Genomic DNA, 17,131 nt, shown 5'->3' with positions numbered 1-17,131 from the left:
GGTGGGGGCTCTTAACCTGAGGAGCGTGGAGGCGTTCCTCAGGTTTGTTGAACGTTATTTAGGTGGACCGCCGGGGCTGATGAAAATCTTTAAGTTACGTTAAAGTCCCATAACTGCTGTATGTAAATATATTAGCTCTTTTAGTAGTGAAGGAGCTGTTAAGGAGGCTAAGAAATACGAGAAATGTGTTATCGATTATAGGGGCTATCCCAGGTGTGACTCAAGGGTGTGGGGTTGGTCATCAATTCCCTCAGAACGAAAGAAAGCTCTTACGGTGATCACTGTTTTCTCTAGGTTAGGTTTAAAACTTCATGCTGAACCACTCGATCGAACGATTTTTAAGAGTTAGTTGGTAATCGGAACTATGGATGATGTTTATAGGCTAATCCTCTCTACTTCAATGAGCGGTGTAATTTGGGGAGCTAACACTATTGTAGTCTCGTTATACTTACTCTCACTTCATTACTCGCCTTTGTTCATTGGGGCTTTGTTTACCTTGTCAATTTTAGTTTCATCAATAGAGGGTTTTATATTCTCGATATTAGGGGACTTGTATGGAAGAAAGAAATTCGCTTTATTGAGTAGGGGTTTATCAGCGGTCTTCATTCTACTCTTTTACCTGAAGTTCGTTTACGCATATATCTTTATGGTAGGATGGGGTAGTGGGGCTCTAATCAGTGCGATCCTTGCAGATAAGGCTAAAAACCTCGAAAGGGTCTACAGCTATCAAACGTCTTTAAATATCATTTTCAGCGTTATAGGATCTTCTCTTCCCTTGTACTTAAATTACGGTGAGATATTTCTCTTGGAGTTTGCGGTCTCAATAACTTCCTTCTCGCTTTTACTCACGGTAAGAGAGGATTATAAGGGAGGAGGAAAAATCAAGTTATCCTCACTTCCCACGATAGGTAAGTTTTTGCCAGAGGCGTTAATAGGGTTTGGTGCAGGGTTAATTTTGCCTCTAATGTCTTTATGGTTTAGGCTCAGGTTTCACGTAACTGCATCAAATATATCACCGGTGTTCATGGCTTCTGAGCTGACTTTAGCCCTTGCCGTAATTTACTCCTCAAGGCTATCCGACAAGTTGGGGATGGTTAAGACAATAGTTTACACTCACGTCCTTGCAATACTCCTGCTGTTCGTCCTCCCCTTATCACCGACGTTTTTTGAGGCTTCGGTAGTATATGTTCTGAGAAATGCCTTGATGAATATGGCTTCACCGGTCTTTAACGCTTTAGTAATGAGCCTAATACCTAGGGATGAGAGAAGTAGGGCAAGTAGTCTTATCCAGTTAATTGATTCTCTCCCGAGGGCTTTTGCACCTTCCATAGGAGGTTATTTATTTAACGAGGGGAACTTGGTCCTGCCCTTTCTGATAACCGGTGCATTATACCTCACTTCAACAGTCGTCTTTTACAACTTTTTTAGGAATGTGAAGAGATGAAAGTATGAACCTTAAAGATTTTATGAAGAGACGTTAACAACAATACGATCCTCTCCCTTTATTTTAAATAATGAAGTACTAAAGAACTAAAACCAAGCATGAGAAATTTATGAAATTGACTCTTTGCTATCATTTCCGGATGTTAATCATTCCCCATATAAATGATCTGCGTATTTCGCTAAAATAAATTGTGGGTGACCTAGGGTTAAAATTTCGCTCCAAGCTTTTTTAAATCCGAATCATTACTTATCATTTCAGCGTTAATCTTACGTGAACAGTAGTAATGTATTGCGTCTTCAAAGTCCAGATTGTTCCTTTTAATGGTTTCGTATACCTCTTTTAGTTCGTAAGGTTCTAGGTGTACGAACTTAACGTTTAGACCCTCAAATACTTCAGATATTTTTCTCATAATTTCCTTTTCATCTTCTTTTGTTAAATACTTGAGGACTACGATAAGCTGAAAGAACGTGATTTCTGAAGTGTAGATCTCATTAGTATGTTCTATCCAGTATTCTGCCCTATTACCGAATTCTGGGTCATCGATTAGGTAGTATACGAACACGTTTACGTCTAGATATCTTTTAACCACTTTTTACTCCTCTCTTCTAAAGCCTCTTTTAATATTTCGTCTACATCCTCTGACTTTAGACTAGCTTTAAATAATCCCTTATAATTCTTTTTTATATAAGGTAAGAGTTCTATTTTACCGTCTTCAACAATGAGTTTTACTTTACTGGTGATATTTAACTCTTCCCTTACTTCCTTGGGGATTACTATTCTCCCTTTCTCGTCAACGCTAAGTAAATATTCTTTTTTCATAAATTCCACTATTATTCCCACATATAAAAAGCCAATGTAGTTAGTAGGTAGTGAGCGAGTTGTTAGTTTAATATTTATTCAGATAAACAAGAAGAACACTTTGACTTAACGTAAAGTAGTGCAAAAGTTATATTAATGATTTTTAAAAATCAAGGAATATTAATAAGATAAGCCTGTCTGCCTTGTTTAAGAGACGAAAACCTCACCTTTTAAAAAAGGAGAGCTAGATTGAAACGTTCAACTTATATTATACGGTTTATCAAATAAGTTGAGAAAGAAAGATATGATTATTCTATCCAAGGATGTTAGGGAAAACTTGGGATAAGAGAAAACTTCCTTCAACCTCAAACTCCTAGGAAATACACCCTTTCAGGAACCTCAGCTCTTACTTTCTTTCCCTCCTTCGCCTTAGCTTTCATATATTCATAAGCCTCACCCTCGCTATCAAAGGTTTTCTCACCTTCACCCTCAACTATAACCTTATACTTATTTCCAACACTTGCCGGCAAGTATATTCCTAACATCTTCCTAACCCAGTCCTTTAACCTATAAGCGTCCTCACCTTTCTTCTCAACCAAGCCCTTCGATTCAAGAACCGTTATAGGTATTCCTAATTCACTGGCCCTCCTTTCGGAAAGAGTATAACCTTGGTTAGCAAATCTAATAAGCCACTCAAGGTATTCTGGACTTATCGTTATAGGGAGTGAGGGGAGTAATACGACTTCATTAAACTCTTGGTATTTGTAGTAGATCACATCTGCACCGGCCAAAAGCCCGGCTAATGATATGAAAGTAATTTCGGGCTTTAAACCAGGGGTAGCGTTAATATAAACCTCATTACCTTCTTCCTTAAACTTAAGGATTTTATAAACTACCTTGTCGAACAAGTCCTCAATCCCCTCATAAAAAGTTTCCTCAGAGGATATGCTCTTGACAGTGACGAGCTCACTCCTAATCCCCTTCTCTTTCAAATAATCCCTTATTGACTCACCGGCTAGTATAGAATTACTAGTATTAGTAGTGTAAAGGAAAACGTAGACCTCTTCTTCCTTGTGTTTGAACTTCCTCATTGCTGAAAACAATGAGTCCAGTTCAGCTGAAGAGCTTTCACCCTTACTCTTTATAAAGTTTAGTAGTAATTTTTTCATATAGTCAAAGTTCTCCTTTATCACATTTTGCCTATCGTCATTAAATTTCAACCTATCCCAGTCCTTAAGGCTTAACCCCTCCACTTCTTTTCTCACTTCGTTGTTCTCTAACGAGTTCTTAAGTAGAGAAGTACCGACGGCTGAGACATGAACTTTCATAAGAGTATATAAGCCCACCCACTTTATATAGATTAACGTTTAACGGAAAAATCGCGACGGGCAATTCAGGCTCCTTTGCGAATTGTAATATCCCCTTTAGAATATAGTATAGGATACCTTTATCTTAGAACCTTCTCGATATGGAGATCATTATTGTTAACGAATTTATAACAAAATGGCGATACGGTATACTAACAATAGTGATAAACCCTGAAGACGTAGATAGGTTAAAAGTACTTTCAGAAGAGGCTGAAAGGATAAAGGAAGACTTTGAACTGTACTCCTCTCGAAAATGATCCAACAATAGGAGAATAGGCAGAAATAACAACCAACGCATTACTGAAACTCATTGATGTATTAAGGAAAAATGAAAGGAAATTTTACGAGAAGGTGCTGAATTCTAGAAATCCTAATTTTTCTGATAACTACTTATTATTGGCTGTATTTACGTTTCGTGACGATATTATATGCTAAGTTATACAAGGTGAGCTACCCAGAAAACACTCAACTCCATGGTTTTTGTTATCATCCCAAGCTTGTACAACAAATCAAGACTGTATTCCCCGGCGGGAATGATAATTGGTGGTTAAGGAAAAGAAGTAAGCTAGAGTCACTATCCAAAACTGAAAAGCACCATATTTTTTACCCATGAGCATTCTGTTCCTCTCTTTTCAAAGCGTCGAAAATCAAGAGGGAAAATGTGGGAAGTTGGGGAGTACCATCTTATTGGATTCGAGAAAGGCATAAGGAAGTTGATGCATTAGAGGCTTTCTGTTCTGAGATAAAGAGTTTCTATTCATACTTTAGGAGGAATAAAGGATACAAACTTGATGAGGACGTTAAGTTACTGATAAAGAATTCCCTCAGCTTTAGATATGATAAGGATTTAATTCTCTTTACAGACCCTCCTTTCTTTGATGAAGTTCAATATAGGGAGCTTTCATTCTTATTTTCTGAATTCCAGGTGTAGGTCTAATGTGGTTTTTTCTTAAGTTCTTCTCTACTTACGCACTTCCAATCCTTGGGATTTTTACTCGGTATTATTGACCTAGGAATTGCAGAAACTTTAAGAATCATGTAGTATGGCCATTCTCCTTCAGGCCAATATTTTTCCTTAAGTTCTCCAGTCTCTCATTTCTCCTGCCAATACTATACAGCCTTCAAATTCTCTTTCTTCGTCTCTACTTAAATAGAGTAAAATCTTAGTTCCAGCCTTTTCCGTAGAGTAAAGCCTACTAACACCCCAGATAAAAACGCCCTCCTCAAAATTTCTTATCAACTTACTTTTCATATTGAGATAATCCTCTAATGAAAAGAGGAAATTATCTATCTTTCCATTAATTATTATGTACATATGAGTAATGAAAAGAAGAGAAGTAATTAAATCTTTGAGATATTCTTAACTGCTATTGAACTCTATTTCTTCTTTTACTTTGCTTAATATCTCCTTATAAGCATCGTTAGTATCTTTATTTGATAAAATTCTTAAGATTTGTATTAATTCGTAGGCTTTATTAGCTGGAATTTTCCTTATAACTGTAGGATCTCTTCTTACTTTAGCTAAAAGGCCTAATAATGTATTATTATTCTCATTAAATTTTATTTTAGTCCCCCTAGTAATCATATATAACGTTCTAAAGAATTTTTTGCTTCTGCCATAATATTTGCCTATTATGTAATATTTGGCCATCCTATCTGAGATGTTACAATTTATTGAATTACATAGGACATTAATTACTTCATTAAATACGTCGTCTAATCCTTTCATTCCTACTATGTTCTTATAATTTGTAAATTCTCTCAATACTACCTCAAATGCGTTTGCTAAAGCTTCCACGTCCTCTCCTTCAATTTTCTTATCTTTTAGTTTAGCATGAATTTCTGCTATTGTTGTTACAGTTTCTTCTCTATTCTTATCTATATGTATTCTAAATCCTTCATTTTTATACTTTACTGAAATAATCCTATATCCAGAGCGTAATAACGATATTATATCATCTTCCCTTATTATTTTTAACAAGAATATTGACTTTCCTTCCAGTAAATCGTCTAAAGATATTTTTTGTCTACTTTTTTCAACAAAGGATTTGCATTCTGCATCTAAACAATCAAAGAAATACTCAAAGTAAAGATGAGGAGTTAAGATTCCATCCAATAAATTACTTAAAGTAGATTTAAGAAACTGTACGTAAAAATTGTAAATTTCCTCTTGTAAATCGTAATTAAGTGAAGGAACGTATATTTCTTTGTTTTGTTTAAGCACTGCATAAATAGACTTAATAAAGTAAGCTGAAGGTAAAATAACCCACTTCCAACTTATTTTAGGCTGTAATGCATAAAACATGCTTTTTATATTATTTCCATTAAGTCTAGCGAACATAGAATTATAAGATAAGTAATCTAAGAGAGCTAAGGATAGTATTGGTCTTATACTATCTTCAGTCTCTCTTATTTTAGAAATTAGTGTAGATATTACGTGAATTTGAATAGGTGAAAAGAATTTAAAGATTCTATTGAAGCCATAAATACCAACTCTAAAGTAAGTTTTTGCGAGGAAAGCGTTATCTACGTTCTTTAATAGTTCAAAGTTTGTATCAGAAGGTATTACCGCGGATTCATTTAATTCTTTAGAACTTATCTCAAAATTTACATACTTTTCTATGAGATAGTTCCAATTTTCAAAGTTTACCTTCTTTATAACATTATTACAGTTAGGACATCTTATTACTTTATTATCTTGGACCTCGAATCTATATCCACAATAAGGACATCTAATATTCCATTTCCCTATTATTAATTTGTTAAAGCCGATCTCCTTAACAATATCCTCGGCAAACGCTATGGCATCCTTTCCATTATTTGTTTTATTACTCTTTATAATTCTAATTATTCGCGGAGATACTGATTGTCCTCTCCAATAAGGTATAATTGATTTTGCAAGTTTCACTTCTTTCTTTTCTTCCATGAAAGATTAAGTGTTATATTAGAAACTGGGAGTATAACGCCAGTAATTATTTAATCAGTATTACCACAATAACGGCCTATTTATAATGGACTTGCGCACGTATACCCGAGTTTTTTGACGTATTCACACATTACAGAAGTAGCTTCTGTATGTATTGGAATTACTTTCTTAGGTTTAATTGTATTAAGTATTTGCTTAAGCTCATAAGGGTAATAATGTCCAGAAATTCTCAACCTATAAATAATAAATCCTAGTGTCCTATACCAATTATCCTCTACGCTCTCATCTTCACCTGTCTCTGACTTAGTTTCAGTAGATAACGATATTATTACTGAACCTTTACTGATATCGCTTAGTTCTCTTCCTAAATTTATTAAATTGCTCTTTGCTGTAAATATCACATAATCTTGGGGAGATCTTTTTATTTCTTCTTCATCCAAGATTTCAAACTCAATACTATTTCCTTCTTCAAACTGGTAGGCCTTATCTATAATTTGAAACCTTGAATTCCAAAGACTAGACATTTTCACTAGTTTACTTCCTAAAAATACAGGTGTTTTATTTCTATTTTTAACTATAAGTAATAAAGTTGCTAAATCTTCTAGATCGACGGGATCAGCTGATATCATAATTAAAGAGTTCTCGTGACTATCAAAGATATTATTCATTTGTTCTAGGAAATAGTGAGGCTGAATTGGAGAAGATGCGGAAGAAAAATTAGTTCCTTCTATTATAAGTACATCGGTGTCTAACCCTTTCTCTTCATACTCCTCTAAAATTGTTTTATCATGAATTCTACTGTGAAGTTGAGGATCTAATATTCGCAAAGGAGAAGATAGCCTTAGATCGCTAGAATACAATATTTTAACGTCTCCATTATTATAGTATAATGAGTAAGCAGGATAAGCACTATGTTCTACAGAAAGAGGCGTGACATTTTCATTGTTATCTTTAATATCAAATACATTGACCCCAATAGGCGGAGATATATATGCAGTCCAAGTATTTGATTCCTTATAAGGCTCAATAAATTTCTCAAATATGTCCTTATCTGGAACGAAAAGTGAGGTTCCTACATTTAATAAGTGAAGAACACCTAAATGATCTAAATGTAGGTGAGAAATGAAAATTTTATCATACTCGTTAGACGGAGGTATAATTCCAAACCTTCTCAATTCTGAAGCACTAGAAGGTTGAATATTGACATTGTAGAATTTTTTAAACCTAGAAAACCTTATTCCTTGATCAAAAACTACTTTATTTTCTTTATTCTCGATCACAACAAAATTGCCACCTATTTCATTAAATCCTTGCTTAATCTCAATTTTAGTATTATTAAACTTAAACTCCATTTTTTACACCTATTAATGCGTTATTAACGTAAGTATATACCCAGCTAGAATCTTTAGAGTTAAAGATCTCTAAAGGTTTTACAACATTTATATATCTCACTTCACCGGGTTTTTCAATCCTTATCTTATCTCCTAAGGTTATTTTCCAACCTTGCTTTTGTAAAACACTTACTACATTGTTTCTGACTTCTTCGTTATGACCTTTTACACCGATAATAGCACCTATTAATTCTATGTTTACTTTGAAATCTTCCCTATTATTTGGAATCCAATTATCTTTACCCCTACTTTTCCTATACGAAACAAATTGCTGTTCTAAAGAATATAATTTTTCTTGAACATAATTAATTCCCTTATATTTCCAAGAGTCATCGCTCAAATTAACTTCCGCAGCATATATTATATTTCCAGAGAATAATTGGGGAATAATTGATTTAATAAAGTCTTTTTCTTGGATTATATCTCCTTTTGAATTCAAAATCAAAGGAATCTTTATTAAAATATTCCTATCCTTGCTCTCTATTTCTGTCTCTATAAGGTATACGTTATAATCTAGGCTATTAGAAACTACAAACCTTTTATTACCATCTTTTGCATACCTGCTAATTAGCGAATAAAGCAAATAAATATCCTTTCCTATTCTATTCTCATCATAATTTTCAATAAATTGTTTACTCGGTATATTTATTAGATTACCATTAAACGTTCCACCTTCATGTTTTGCAAATTCTCCTAAAAACAACTTAATAGATTCTTTTAATTCCCTTCTGTTCTCGAAGCCGGAAATTAATCTGACAACGTTTATTTCATTTAATATAGCACCTTGCATTTTCTCAAATAACGCGAACCTCTTCATGGTATCTTTCAATATTTTTATCCTCTTTAGGAGAGTTTCTACTAAATTATCTAGATTACCTTGTAAAGCTGCTTCCCAAACCTTTATTGGAGTTACTTGCTCTTTTTCATTTTTAGGATCGTTATAGGTCATATAGATTGGTATATTTTCTTTATCCTCGCTTAAATCAAAAACCTTGTTAACAGTAGCACCTTGATATATTAAGGCATCAACTACCTTATCATTAGACCCGGTTCCCTTAGTTATTGATAATAATTTATTATAATAGTTCTCCAGTAAAGCTTGTTCAAGGTCTATTTTTAATGAAATGTAATAAATATATACTGGTTTTAATTGTTTCAGTCTCCAAACTCTCCCGTTTCTTTGCTCAAATTTTACTATACTCAGTGGAATTTCATAGTGTATTAATACGTTAGCACTCTGTAAGTTTAATCCCTCTGAAGCAACATCAGTTGCAACCAAGATTTTCCTGCCTTTACCTTCTAACCATCTCTTAATACTATCTATCCCCTCCTTACTTACTGTTTCGCTTGAAGCTATCTTGATTTCATTATCACTCAAATTGAGGCTTTCTTTTAGCTTACTTTCTATATAATTTGCAGTATCCTTGTATTCTGTGAAAACTATTATTTTATCCCCTCTGTCTAAATGAATTTTTACTAAGTTTATTAACGACTTTATCCTTGTATCGTTTTCCATTACTCTTTTTGCTGATTCTATTAAACTAGGAATAAAGCCCTTAAACCTTTGTAAAAACGGTTCATTAATTTCCGCTAATTTATTAGCTATATCATCAGGCTCTACCGATTCCTCAGTATCTTCTTCCTCTGCGTATTCTTCAGCCTCATCTACAACTTCTTCCTCATTTACTGTAGACCTCCTATTTTCAATTATATGTTCAAAGGTCTTTAATCCTGCCCACGGACTTGATAAAGAACGCCTACCAATATTAAAAGCCAAAAGTTGTAACGCTTTAGGCTGCTTACCTACGGTATTATAATACTCCTTTAGTATGGATAACGATAATTCCCTAATTAAAGTATAGTACTTCTTCTCATCTTCCGTAGGCTCTGCTAAATACTGTATAAAATAAGCTCTAGGAAATATATCTTCCCTTTCATAAACCTTATTAACGTTATCCTTATTTCTCTTCAGTATAATGGCCCTTACCGTGCTTCTCAATATTTGGTCATTTACATCCCTAAGGTAAGGATCGATTAACATAAGCCTCTTTATGTAGTCATTATCATTACCTTTATGCGGAGTTGCAGATAGACCTATAAAGTGAATATTAGGATTCCTACTAACTAATGATGATAATGCTTCATATCTCTGATTTTCCTTATTTCCTATTATACCAATCTTATGTATTTCATCTACAACAATTAAATCCCAAGGTAATGAAAGAAATCTCTCTTTATGATTTTTCCTTTTTAAAGTATCAACGCTTACAACGTAAATTCCATTCCCGTTTAAAGGTAAAGCTGGATTATATTCAAAAACTGAAATATTCCATTCTTTTGTAAATCTCCTCAATTCGTATATCCATTGGTTAACTAAAACTCTTGGAACAATTAATAATATTCTTTTAACTCCTCTAAGCTTAATTAATTGATCTATTATCATTATACCTTCAATTGTTTTTCCTAATCCTACATCATCTGCAATCAAAAACCTTACAGGATGCCTTGATAAAACTCTATAGAATATCTCTGATTGATGAACGTAAGGTTCGTAATCTCCGCCAGTTAATAACGGATATCTGAACATTGGATGAATTTCTTTCAATTTATTTAAATAATAGAACACAAATTCACTCATAAAGGTCACGGAAAGCTTTACCGACTTTATACGTATCTACTATATTATTCCTTTGGGAAAATCTAGTTAAAAATTCAGTATACCAAAATTGCAAACTAAACTCGTCCATGTTGATTAAAACATTACCAAGTTCATTGATTCTCGAAGCAAAAATTTTCCTCATAGATTGCCGTATTCCCCCGTATATTACTAAGATTTTAAATAACCTCTCGTTTTCTGTCCTTAAGGCCTTTTTAGATCTCTTATATTCTATATTAACTTTCTTAAGGATAATATCGTTAATTTCACTCAAAGTAACTGATGCCTTAAACACCTTTGAACTAGAATTGTCCCTAAGTATGTAATAATAAGAGTTAGAACTTCCTTCCCTTATGAGGAACTCCATTAGCACACCTTCGTCTTTATTTTTATAATTTGCTTGGATAGTAAATCATTTACGTTCTTTAATCCATCATCACTTATTCCTTTAAATTCCTCAATCCTTACCTTTAAAGATCCAGTAACCTTTGCTCCTAAGCCGGCTAAACTTAATTGAGGCGATAGGAAAGCAATAAAGTCATTAATTAGAGAGCCGGTAGGCCTAATTATCAAGTTTATCTTCTTATTAGAATCCTCTATGATTACTTCTCCTTCCAATAATTTTTTCCCTATTATAGAAGAGTTCAATTTACTTAACGTATTCCTTAAATCAACAGTGTTTATTATATCAATTTTAGTAACTATAGAATTCTTAGAAACCTCATTAACATACTTTTCACATTCATTTTGTACAACTCTTACAGGTATATTAAGTACCTTTTCTTTACTATCGTATTTAACAGTTATAACTGCAATGGAATCTTGATTAATTGTAAGCTTTAGTGTTGATTGAAAATCTGGCACTCCTTCTTTTATGTCAAGTTCCCCTAGATTCGACGAAAGAGAAACTCTAGAATTAAACTTACCTACTCTCTTTACAAATATCTTAACCTCTTTAGTTTCGCCTAACATTCCCTCAACTGCGTTAGGCTCAGCAGAAATTTCTACGCCACTTTCAATTTTATCCACAATTAACTTAATTTCTCCTATTTTAAATTTATCTAACCAACCTTGATCATTCTTAAGGTCACTTAAAGGAATTTTATTACCATCGGGCATCTCTAAAACATAATACCTCTTTATGATGCCGTCCTCGACCTCTTCCATTTTCTCCTGAGATAGCAATTCTTCTATTTCCTTTTCTGCTGCAGTTCCTGCCGGATATATTATTGAAGATTCGTTAATCATTACTTCCCCAGAACCTTCATACTTCTTATAATAAACCTTACTCCCATTTAGAATACCTATCTCAAGCTTATCTACGCCATTCTTTATAGCATTAAAGAGAGTCGATTCAGTGATAAATGGCAATGATGGATTAGTGTAAAACATTTCCTTTAAATCTTTAACCGAGGTTAACTTATTAGTTATATCAACGTGAATATTTTGTAATAACATCTTTAGAGTCTCGAAATCAAAATTATCTTCACGCACTATTTTCATCTCTTCAGTTAATGTATCCTCTACCTGTTGCAATAACGTTTTGCTGCTACCCTTTAAATCAACTATATTTACTTCGTTATTACCATAGGGATAAGCTATTTTATCAAAATATTGAAATATTTGATTATATATTGCGTTCTCTAGGCCATTAACATAATCGTTAAGTATCTTTTGAGCATAATCCTTACTAACTTGATCTCTGTAATAAGGGGTAACGTCCATGTTAGAACAAGATATATATTTTCTTACATACTCCTCTATTTTATCCTCATTATTTCCAGTTAGTGAGAAGAGTAACGTTATCGTATTAGAATATCTTCTAGGCTTTTCGGATCTGCCAGATGAGGCATAATATATAAATTTTCTAGCTATTTCCCTGGCTTTAGCCAATGCGTCGGTACAACCCTTACAAATAGGCCTTCCAAGTATCACAAGGTAATAAGAAGGCTCGTCAACTTCCACTGGTTCATCTAAATTTCTAATAACAGTTCTATAGAGCTTTAATAACGTACCTCCGATAGGCTTTCTTCCTTTCTTTTGTATTGTATCTATAGGAATCTCGGCCAGATTAATTATCATTTCATCCAATTTTTTCTTGGCATCAAATGACGGCACTTTACTCGCTTCCTTCTCGCAGATCGTCTTAGGATCCAAGAACCACGTAACCCAATATCTGCCTTTATCCGAAATCAAATAAGGAATAATCATATCCACATTCTTAGAGTTGCTTGAAATACTATCCAAAATTTCCTTAATATCTGCTGGATTTTTACCAGAAGAACTTAGATATTCTGGATCCAGTAATGAAGTGACAATTTCCTTATAGTCCGGTAGTGCTGAAATTAATTGCCCTGGATCCAAACCTAATTGACGATAATATGTAGATATGAAAATATAATTGGCCAAAAGGAACTTAGTATCTATTCCCTTTGATCTCTGAATAATAGTCTCAGCTACAACGTCATAGCTCTTATAATCCTTTAATAGTAGGAGACGAATTTGTTGATCTTTAATACTAATATCAGACGGTAAAATTAGACTCCTTGTGGGCTTATTTTCCCAAAGGTTTCTTATTACGTATCTAGTAATTTTTATAGCCTCACGAGTACCTTCTAAGTGAGGATTACCTTCTAAAAGCTTCTTAAGTAGATTAACGTAAAGTGGATGGAAAGGATAAGTATTCACTAAGTCACTTGATACATTAACGTCTAGATACTCCTTAAACTTATCAGAGTATTTCTGATAATCTTCTATTACCTTCCTCTTAACGTCCTCATTAACTTGTTTAAATATTCTCTTAATTAGCACATTAGCTAAATCTAAGGAAGATTCAATAGGTGCCCTATATGGCTTCCCTGCCCTCATAACTCTTCTAGCCAAAGCTTCAGTAACTTCCTCATACCCTTTTTCTATATAACCTAGGATACTGTCTTTACTTCTCTCAGATAATATAGCAGGAATAGTAACTATAACTACTACTGGCAAATTGACTCCCAAAGAAGATAAGTTTTCAAAGAATGTCAAACATTGTTCGTAGAAATTATTTCCACTCTTTAATCCTTTAACTCTGGATAAATAAAATACTATCTCATCAACTAGGATAAGTACTTTTTCTCCTTCAAATAATTTCTCTAGTACATCTTTAGGAGGGGAAATTTGATCCTCATCATATTTCTTAATTATATCGTATTTACCTAGTTTTTTAGCAATATATCCCCATAAAGTCTTTATTTCTATTCCATCTTCTTTCAAAATATCGATAGGAGAAGGAGCAGTCCTACTGTCTTTACCGCCAATTCCTATTACTTTAACATTATCAGGGACTTCTAACCCAAAATCCTTGGCTATAGAAGGATTAGTAAAAGTATGATAAAGCAATAGAACGGTATGAGTTTTACCACCGCCAAACAATGAAAACAATCCAAGAGTTAATCCTTTACCTTGGTTTAGTGCATTAGTTATCTCAGTAATTAAACTCTTCATTGAATCCGTAATATAAGTTGAAGATAAAAACTCTCTAGGATCTAGATAAATTATAGGTGCTTTCTTTACTATTACATCACTAAGTTCTGGAGCTATTTGGTCATCTAGGCTTTTATTAAATACATCTTCCCTAACCTTGTTTTCGTAGATTAACAAGGTCATTGAGCCCACCTCAATATACCAGTTTTATCTTCCCCGGCTATACGCTTTGATGGTTCTTTTTCCACATCATTATCGTCTAGAACTCTAGAGAAAATCTTAGCAATTGCCAGAGCTTCATCTACAAAACGAGTCCTTTCTCTTAATTTTTCTATCTCTTCATTCAGCCTATCACTATTTTTAAGAGCTATATATTCTAGGTAATGAAAGACCTGAACCGGATTAGAAAAGTTATAATTTCCTTGAAGGGCCTTCCTAACGTCAGGAAGTTGCTCTAACGCTGAGATAACGTCAAGTTCGCCCTTTGCTGACTGATCTGGCTCTATTATAGTTATTGAATCTTTATCTATTGCTACAATTCCATTATCCTGTAATTCCTTTATGTTTATGTTCCCGGTAACATTTAAGAATGTTAAAGAATTCTTATCCAGTTTTCTTACTCCTTTTTTAGGTGTAGGTAGTAATAGCTTTACTAAAATATAATAGGAAACATACGGATTAGATATACTAGTACCAACCCCTTTAGATAAACCCTCTATGATTGATTGCGTAGTAATGGAAAAGATGTAGTTAGTAACTAAGTCACTAACAGCATTAATTCCTTCTCCCTTTAATCCTACAATTTTCTCATATTTTGTGAATATACTTAAAACCATACCTAAAATCTCTATATAAGTATCTAAGGAAAGCTTGATTTTTCCCTTGCTTAACATCGTTGATATCCAATCTGAGACAGATAAAATAGCCTCTTTTCTGGCTTCTTGAACTAGCTTTTGTCCTTCAGCTTTCTTCCTCCACACTATAGCCATCGACTTATCTAATGAGATTGTAGTGTTCTGTGCCTTTATTCTTGTCTCATCTTCAGTCGTTATTGCATGAGTTGTAGTTATCCTAAACTTTGAAACATACCAGCCCGCATAAAGTAAAGATATCCATGCATCTGGAGATGTATGGTTATAGAAAGTAATTAATAAACCATTATCTTTTAAAATTTCAGCGAGTTTACTAAACGCTTGAGCTAATTTATCTCTGAAATACTCGTAGGAGCCTATATCATCTCCGAATACCTTACTTCTTTCTTCATCAACTCCTATATCTCTTGGTACGAATTCTTCCCATTGCGTTTTATAGGAAAATGGAATTATTCTCTTTAACCATACGTAATAGAAGTCACTAACTTCTGGGTATGGGACATCATCTGCATAGGGCGGATCAGTAACTATAACGTCTACTTTATCGCTTAAAGTTAATTCATTGATATCGCTATTTATTATCTCAATTTTAGAGTCAGTATTAGTCTGCATTAAGTATTCTAATCCTTCTACAACGTGATTTAAACTCCTAGATAAAGATCCTATTATGTTGGCTAAAGGAGATATCTCGACCCAGTTCCATGTAAACGAGAACCCCCTAAATGATAAAGCATGAGCAATAAATGTTCTGTTAGGGTGAACTGATGTAAAGAAACAATTATGTCTGATATGATTTAGAAATCCTATAGTTAAATATGTTATTATAGCTTCCTTATATTCCTCATCTCCCTTTATCCTTTCTCTAAGCTCATTCAGCTTAGCGATAATTTTAGAGAATATTATTAACTGCCTTGCATCAAATAATTTGTAAAATTTATCCATTCCCCACGCTATAGTTGTATATCTTGATGCGTAGCTAGCCACACTTTCTGTAGGTATATTGTTAATATCAATATTCCTTAATTTTTCAAAACTTTCCCAGAACTTCTTTATGTCATCTCCATTAATCTCCTCAAACTCTAGGTCTTTCCCTTCTCCTTTAAACTTAACTAAGAGTGTTGGTCTTGCTTTAGCGTTTCGTAGTTCCTCTAGACTAATTTCTCCATTTAAGTATTTTTCATATTTCTCATTCCACTCTTTTATTGCTTCCCTAACATACCACTTATCACCTTTACCTGGAAAGACATTATTACAGTACAAACATCTGGCATTACTACTTTTAGCACTAACATTTCCCTCGGGTACTTCATAATCTTTTCCATCTACGATAATCTTATTTTTGCTCACTTTCGCTTCTATACTTTGTTTATCTAACTCTTTATTTAGGTCTAAAACCTCTATTCTAAGGTTACCTCCATTAATTTCTGGCTTCATAAAAACTATTCTCTTAAACTTTCCAGACTTAACTCCTTCTTCGTTTTCTCCTTCATTACCTTTTATAGCCATTAGCCACCACTGTTTAGCCAAAGGAGTGTAATTACCGCAATGGGGGCATTTAACTTCCCATGTTCCCACAAAGCCACTGTTGTCTTCATACAATTCTTTCACGTCTTCTTCTAAGCTCTTAAGGAGTTCATCCCCGTATTTTTTAACGTCGTCTATAATTTTCTTTCCGTATTTAGGATATTCTAATACTGCTTTCAGAAACACATATGCTGTGGGCAAAAGCTCTGAGGCGATTACTTTACCTACTCCTAATCTCTTTGCCTCAAGCGGAATTGAACCAAAACCTGCAAAAGGATCTAAAAGCGTAAAGTCCTTAAATCTGCCATTGGTTATGGGTTGTAATTTATGAGGAATTTCTGATTTTGAAGAATCTGATAACCTTATCATCCTCTTAAATTCGTTAACAGGGAAATTCTCTGGTAGTAATGCTGCAGCTATGAAGGCTCTAGCTGAAATGAGTGGTTTTCTAGTCCACCAGAAAATCATCTCCCAATAAGGTGGTCTTCCCGGGCCTTTTTCTCTTGCTGCCTCCTTATCTATTAAAGGAATTAACTCAGCGAAAGTGTCGCTTTCTATGAAACGTTTTGTCATAGAAAAGAGTAATTAGATCACATTTATTTTTATTTCGGTTGAGAGTCTGTTAAGTTAAAAAAGTGCATTTACTTGATTTACTAATCGCGTCGTTTCTAGAAAATTTTGCAAGACG

General features: G+C 33.7%; 13 protein-coding genes and 1 pseudogene. 4 read left to right on the top strand and 10 right to left on the bottom strand.

The features are described from left to right. Both WIW72_RS13240 and WIW72_RS05655 read left to right on the top strand, forming a co-directional pair. Window positions 1–103, top strand: a pseudogene (locus WIW72_RS13240) (transposase); the annotation flags it as partial. Between the two features lie 261 nt (window positions 104–364). After that, the gene (locus tag WIW72_RS05655; RefSeq protein WP_337701997.1) at window positions 365–1,444 is read left to right on the top strand and encodes an MFS transporter; all 1,080 of its coding nucleotides are present in this window, start codon (window positions 365–367) and stop codon (window positions 1,442–1,444) included. Between the two features lie 205 nt (window positions 1,445–1,649). On the opposite strand, the gene WIW72_RS05650 is transcribed toward WIW72_RS05655, so the two are convergent. The 3 genes from WIW72_RS05650 to WIW72_RS05640 form a co-directional block, all read right to left on the bottom strand. Next, the gene (locus WIW72_RS05650; RefSeq protein WP_337701999.1) at window positions 1,650–2,033 is read right to left on the bottom strand and encodes a type II toxin-antitoxin system VapC family toxin; all 384 of its coding nucleotides are present in this window, start codon (window positions 2,031–2,033) and stop codon (window positions 1,650–1,652) included. Beyond that, window positions 2,015–2,263, bottom strand: coding sequence for an AbrB/MazE/SpoVT family DNA-binding domain-containing protein (locus WIW72_RS05645; protein WP_337702001.1), 249 nt, complete (start codon window positions 2,261–2,263; stop codon window positions 2,015–2,017). The genes WIW72_RS05650 and WIW72_RS05645 overlap by 19 nt, the downstream gene beginning before the upstream one ends. Window positions 2,264–2,607: 344 nt before the next feature. After that, on the bottom strand, window positions 2,608–3,570 hold the full coding sequence (locus tag WIW72_RS05640) for a putative CRISPR-associated protein (protein WP_337702003.1): 963 nt from the start codon (window positions 3,568–3,570) through the stop codon (window positions 2,608–2,610). Window positions 3,571–3,710: 140 nt separating this feature from the next. Between WIW72_RS05640 and WIW72_RS05635 the strand changes: the two genes are divergently transcribed. Together WIW72_RS05635 and WIW72_RS05630 are read left to right on the top strand one after the other, a co-directional pair. Beyond that, on the top strand, window positions 3,711–3,866 hold the full coding sequence (locus WIW72_RS05635; protein ID WP_337702005.1) for a hypothetical protein: 156 nt from the start codon (window positions 3,711–3,713) through the stop codon (window positions 3,864–3,866). Between the two features lie 404 nt (window positions 3,867–4,270). After that, window positions 4,271–4,540: a hypothetical protein gene (locus tag WIW72_RS05630; RefSeq protein ID WP_337702007.1), complete on the top strand. Its 270-nt coding sequence runs from the start codon at window positions 4,271–4,273 to the stop codon at window positions 4,538–4,540. A 144-nt stretch (window positions 4,541–4,684) separates the two neighbouring features. On the opposite strand, the gene WIW72_RS05625 is transcribed toward WIW72_RS05630, so the two are convergent. From WIW72_RS05625 to WIW72_RS05595, 7 genes are all read right to left on the bottom strand, one after another. Then, on the bottom strand, window positions 4,685–4,924 hold the full coding sequence (locus WIW72_RS05625; RefSeq protein WP_337702009.1) for a hypothetical protein: 240 nt from the start codon (window positions 4,922–4,924) through the stop codon (window positions 4,685–4,687). 45 nt (window positions 4,925–4,969) lie between these two features. Beyond that, window positions 4,970–6,517, bottom strand: a complete 1,548-nt coding sequence (locus tag WIW72_RS05620; protein ID WP_337721269.1) for a hypothetical protein — start codon at window positions 6,515–6,517, stop codon at window positions 4,970–4,972. Window positions 6,518–6,615: 98 nt separating this feature from the next. Continuing rightward, window positions 6,616–7,887 (bottom strand): MBL fold metallo-hydrolase RNA specificity domain-containing protein, encoded by a 1,272-nt coding sequence (locus tag WIW72_RS05615; RefSeq protein ID WP_337702012.1) that lies wholly within the window; start codon window positions 7,885–7,887, stop codon window positions 6,616–6,618. Further along, window positions 7,877–10,564, bottom strand: a complete 2,688-nt coding sequence (locus WIW72_RS05610) for a DEAD/DEAH box helicase (protein WP_337702014.1) — start codon at window positions 10,562–10,564, stop codon at window positions 7,877–7,879. The genes WIW72_RS05615 and WIW72_RS05610 overlap by 11 nt, the downstream gene beginning before the upstream one ends. Further along, complete coding sequence (locus WIW72_RS05605; RefSeq protein ID WP_337702016.1) at window positions 10,557–10,949, bottom strand: hypothetical protein; 393 nt, start codon at window positions 10,947–10,949, stop codon at window positions 10,557–10,559. The genes WIW72_RS05610 and WIW72_RS05605 overlap by 8 nt, the downstream gene beginning before the upstream one ends. Continuing rightward, window positions 10,949–14,230, bottom strand: a complete 3,282-nt coding sequence (locus tag WIW72_RS05600; protein ID WP_337702018.1) for a DUF499 domain-containing protein — start codon at window positions 14,228–14,230, stop codon at window positions 10,949–10,951. The genes WIW72_RS05605 and WIW72_RS05600 overlap by 1 nt, the downstream gene beginning before the upstream one ends. Then, complete coding sequence (locus tag WIW72_RS05595) at window positions 14,227–17,016, bottom strand: DUF1156 domain-containing protein (protein WP_337702020.1); 2,790 nt, start codon at window positions 17,014–17,016, stop codon at window positions 14,227–14,229. Before WIW72_RS05595 ends, WIW72_RS05600 begins: the two co-directional genes overlap by 4 nt. Window positions 17,017–17,131: the final 115 nt, after the last annotated feature.

The sequence above is a fragment of the Stygiolobus sp. CP859M genome (genome assembly GCF_037389975.1).
Classification (GTDB): domain Archaea; phylum Thermoproteota; class Thermoprotei_A; order Sulfolobales; family Sulfolobaceae; genus Stygiolobus.
Note: the sequence above shows the minus strand (reverse complement) of the source record. Positions and strands in the feature narration are given on the sequence as shown.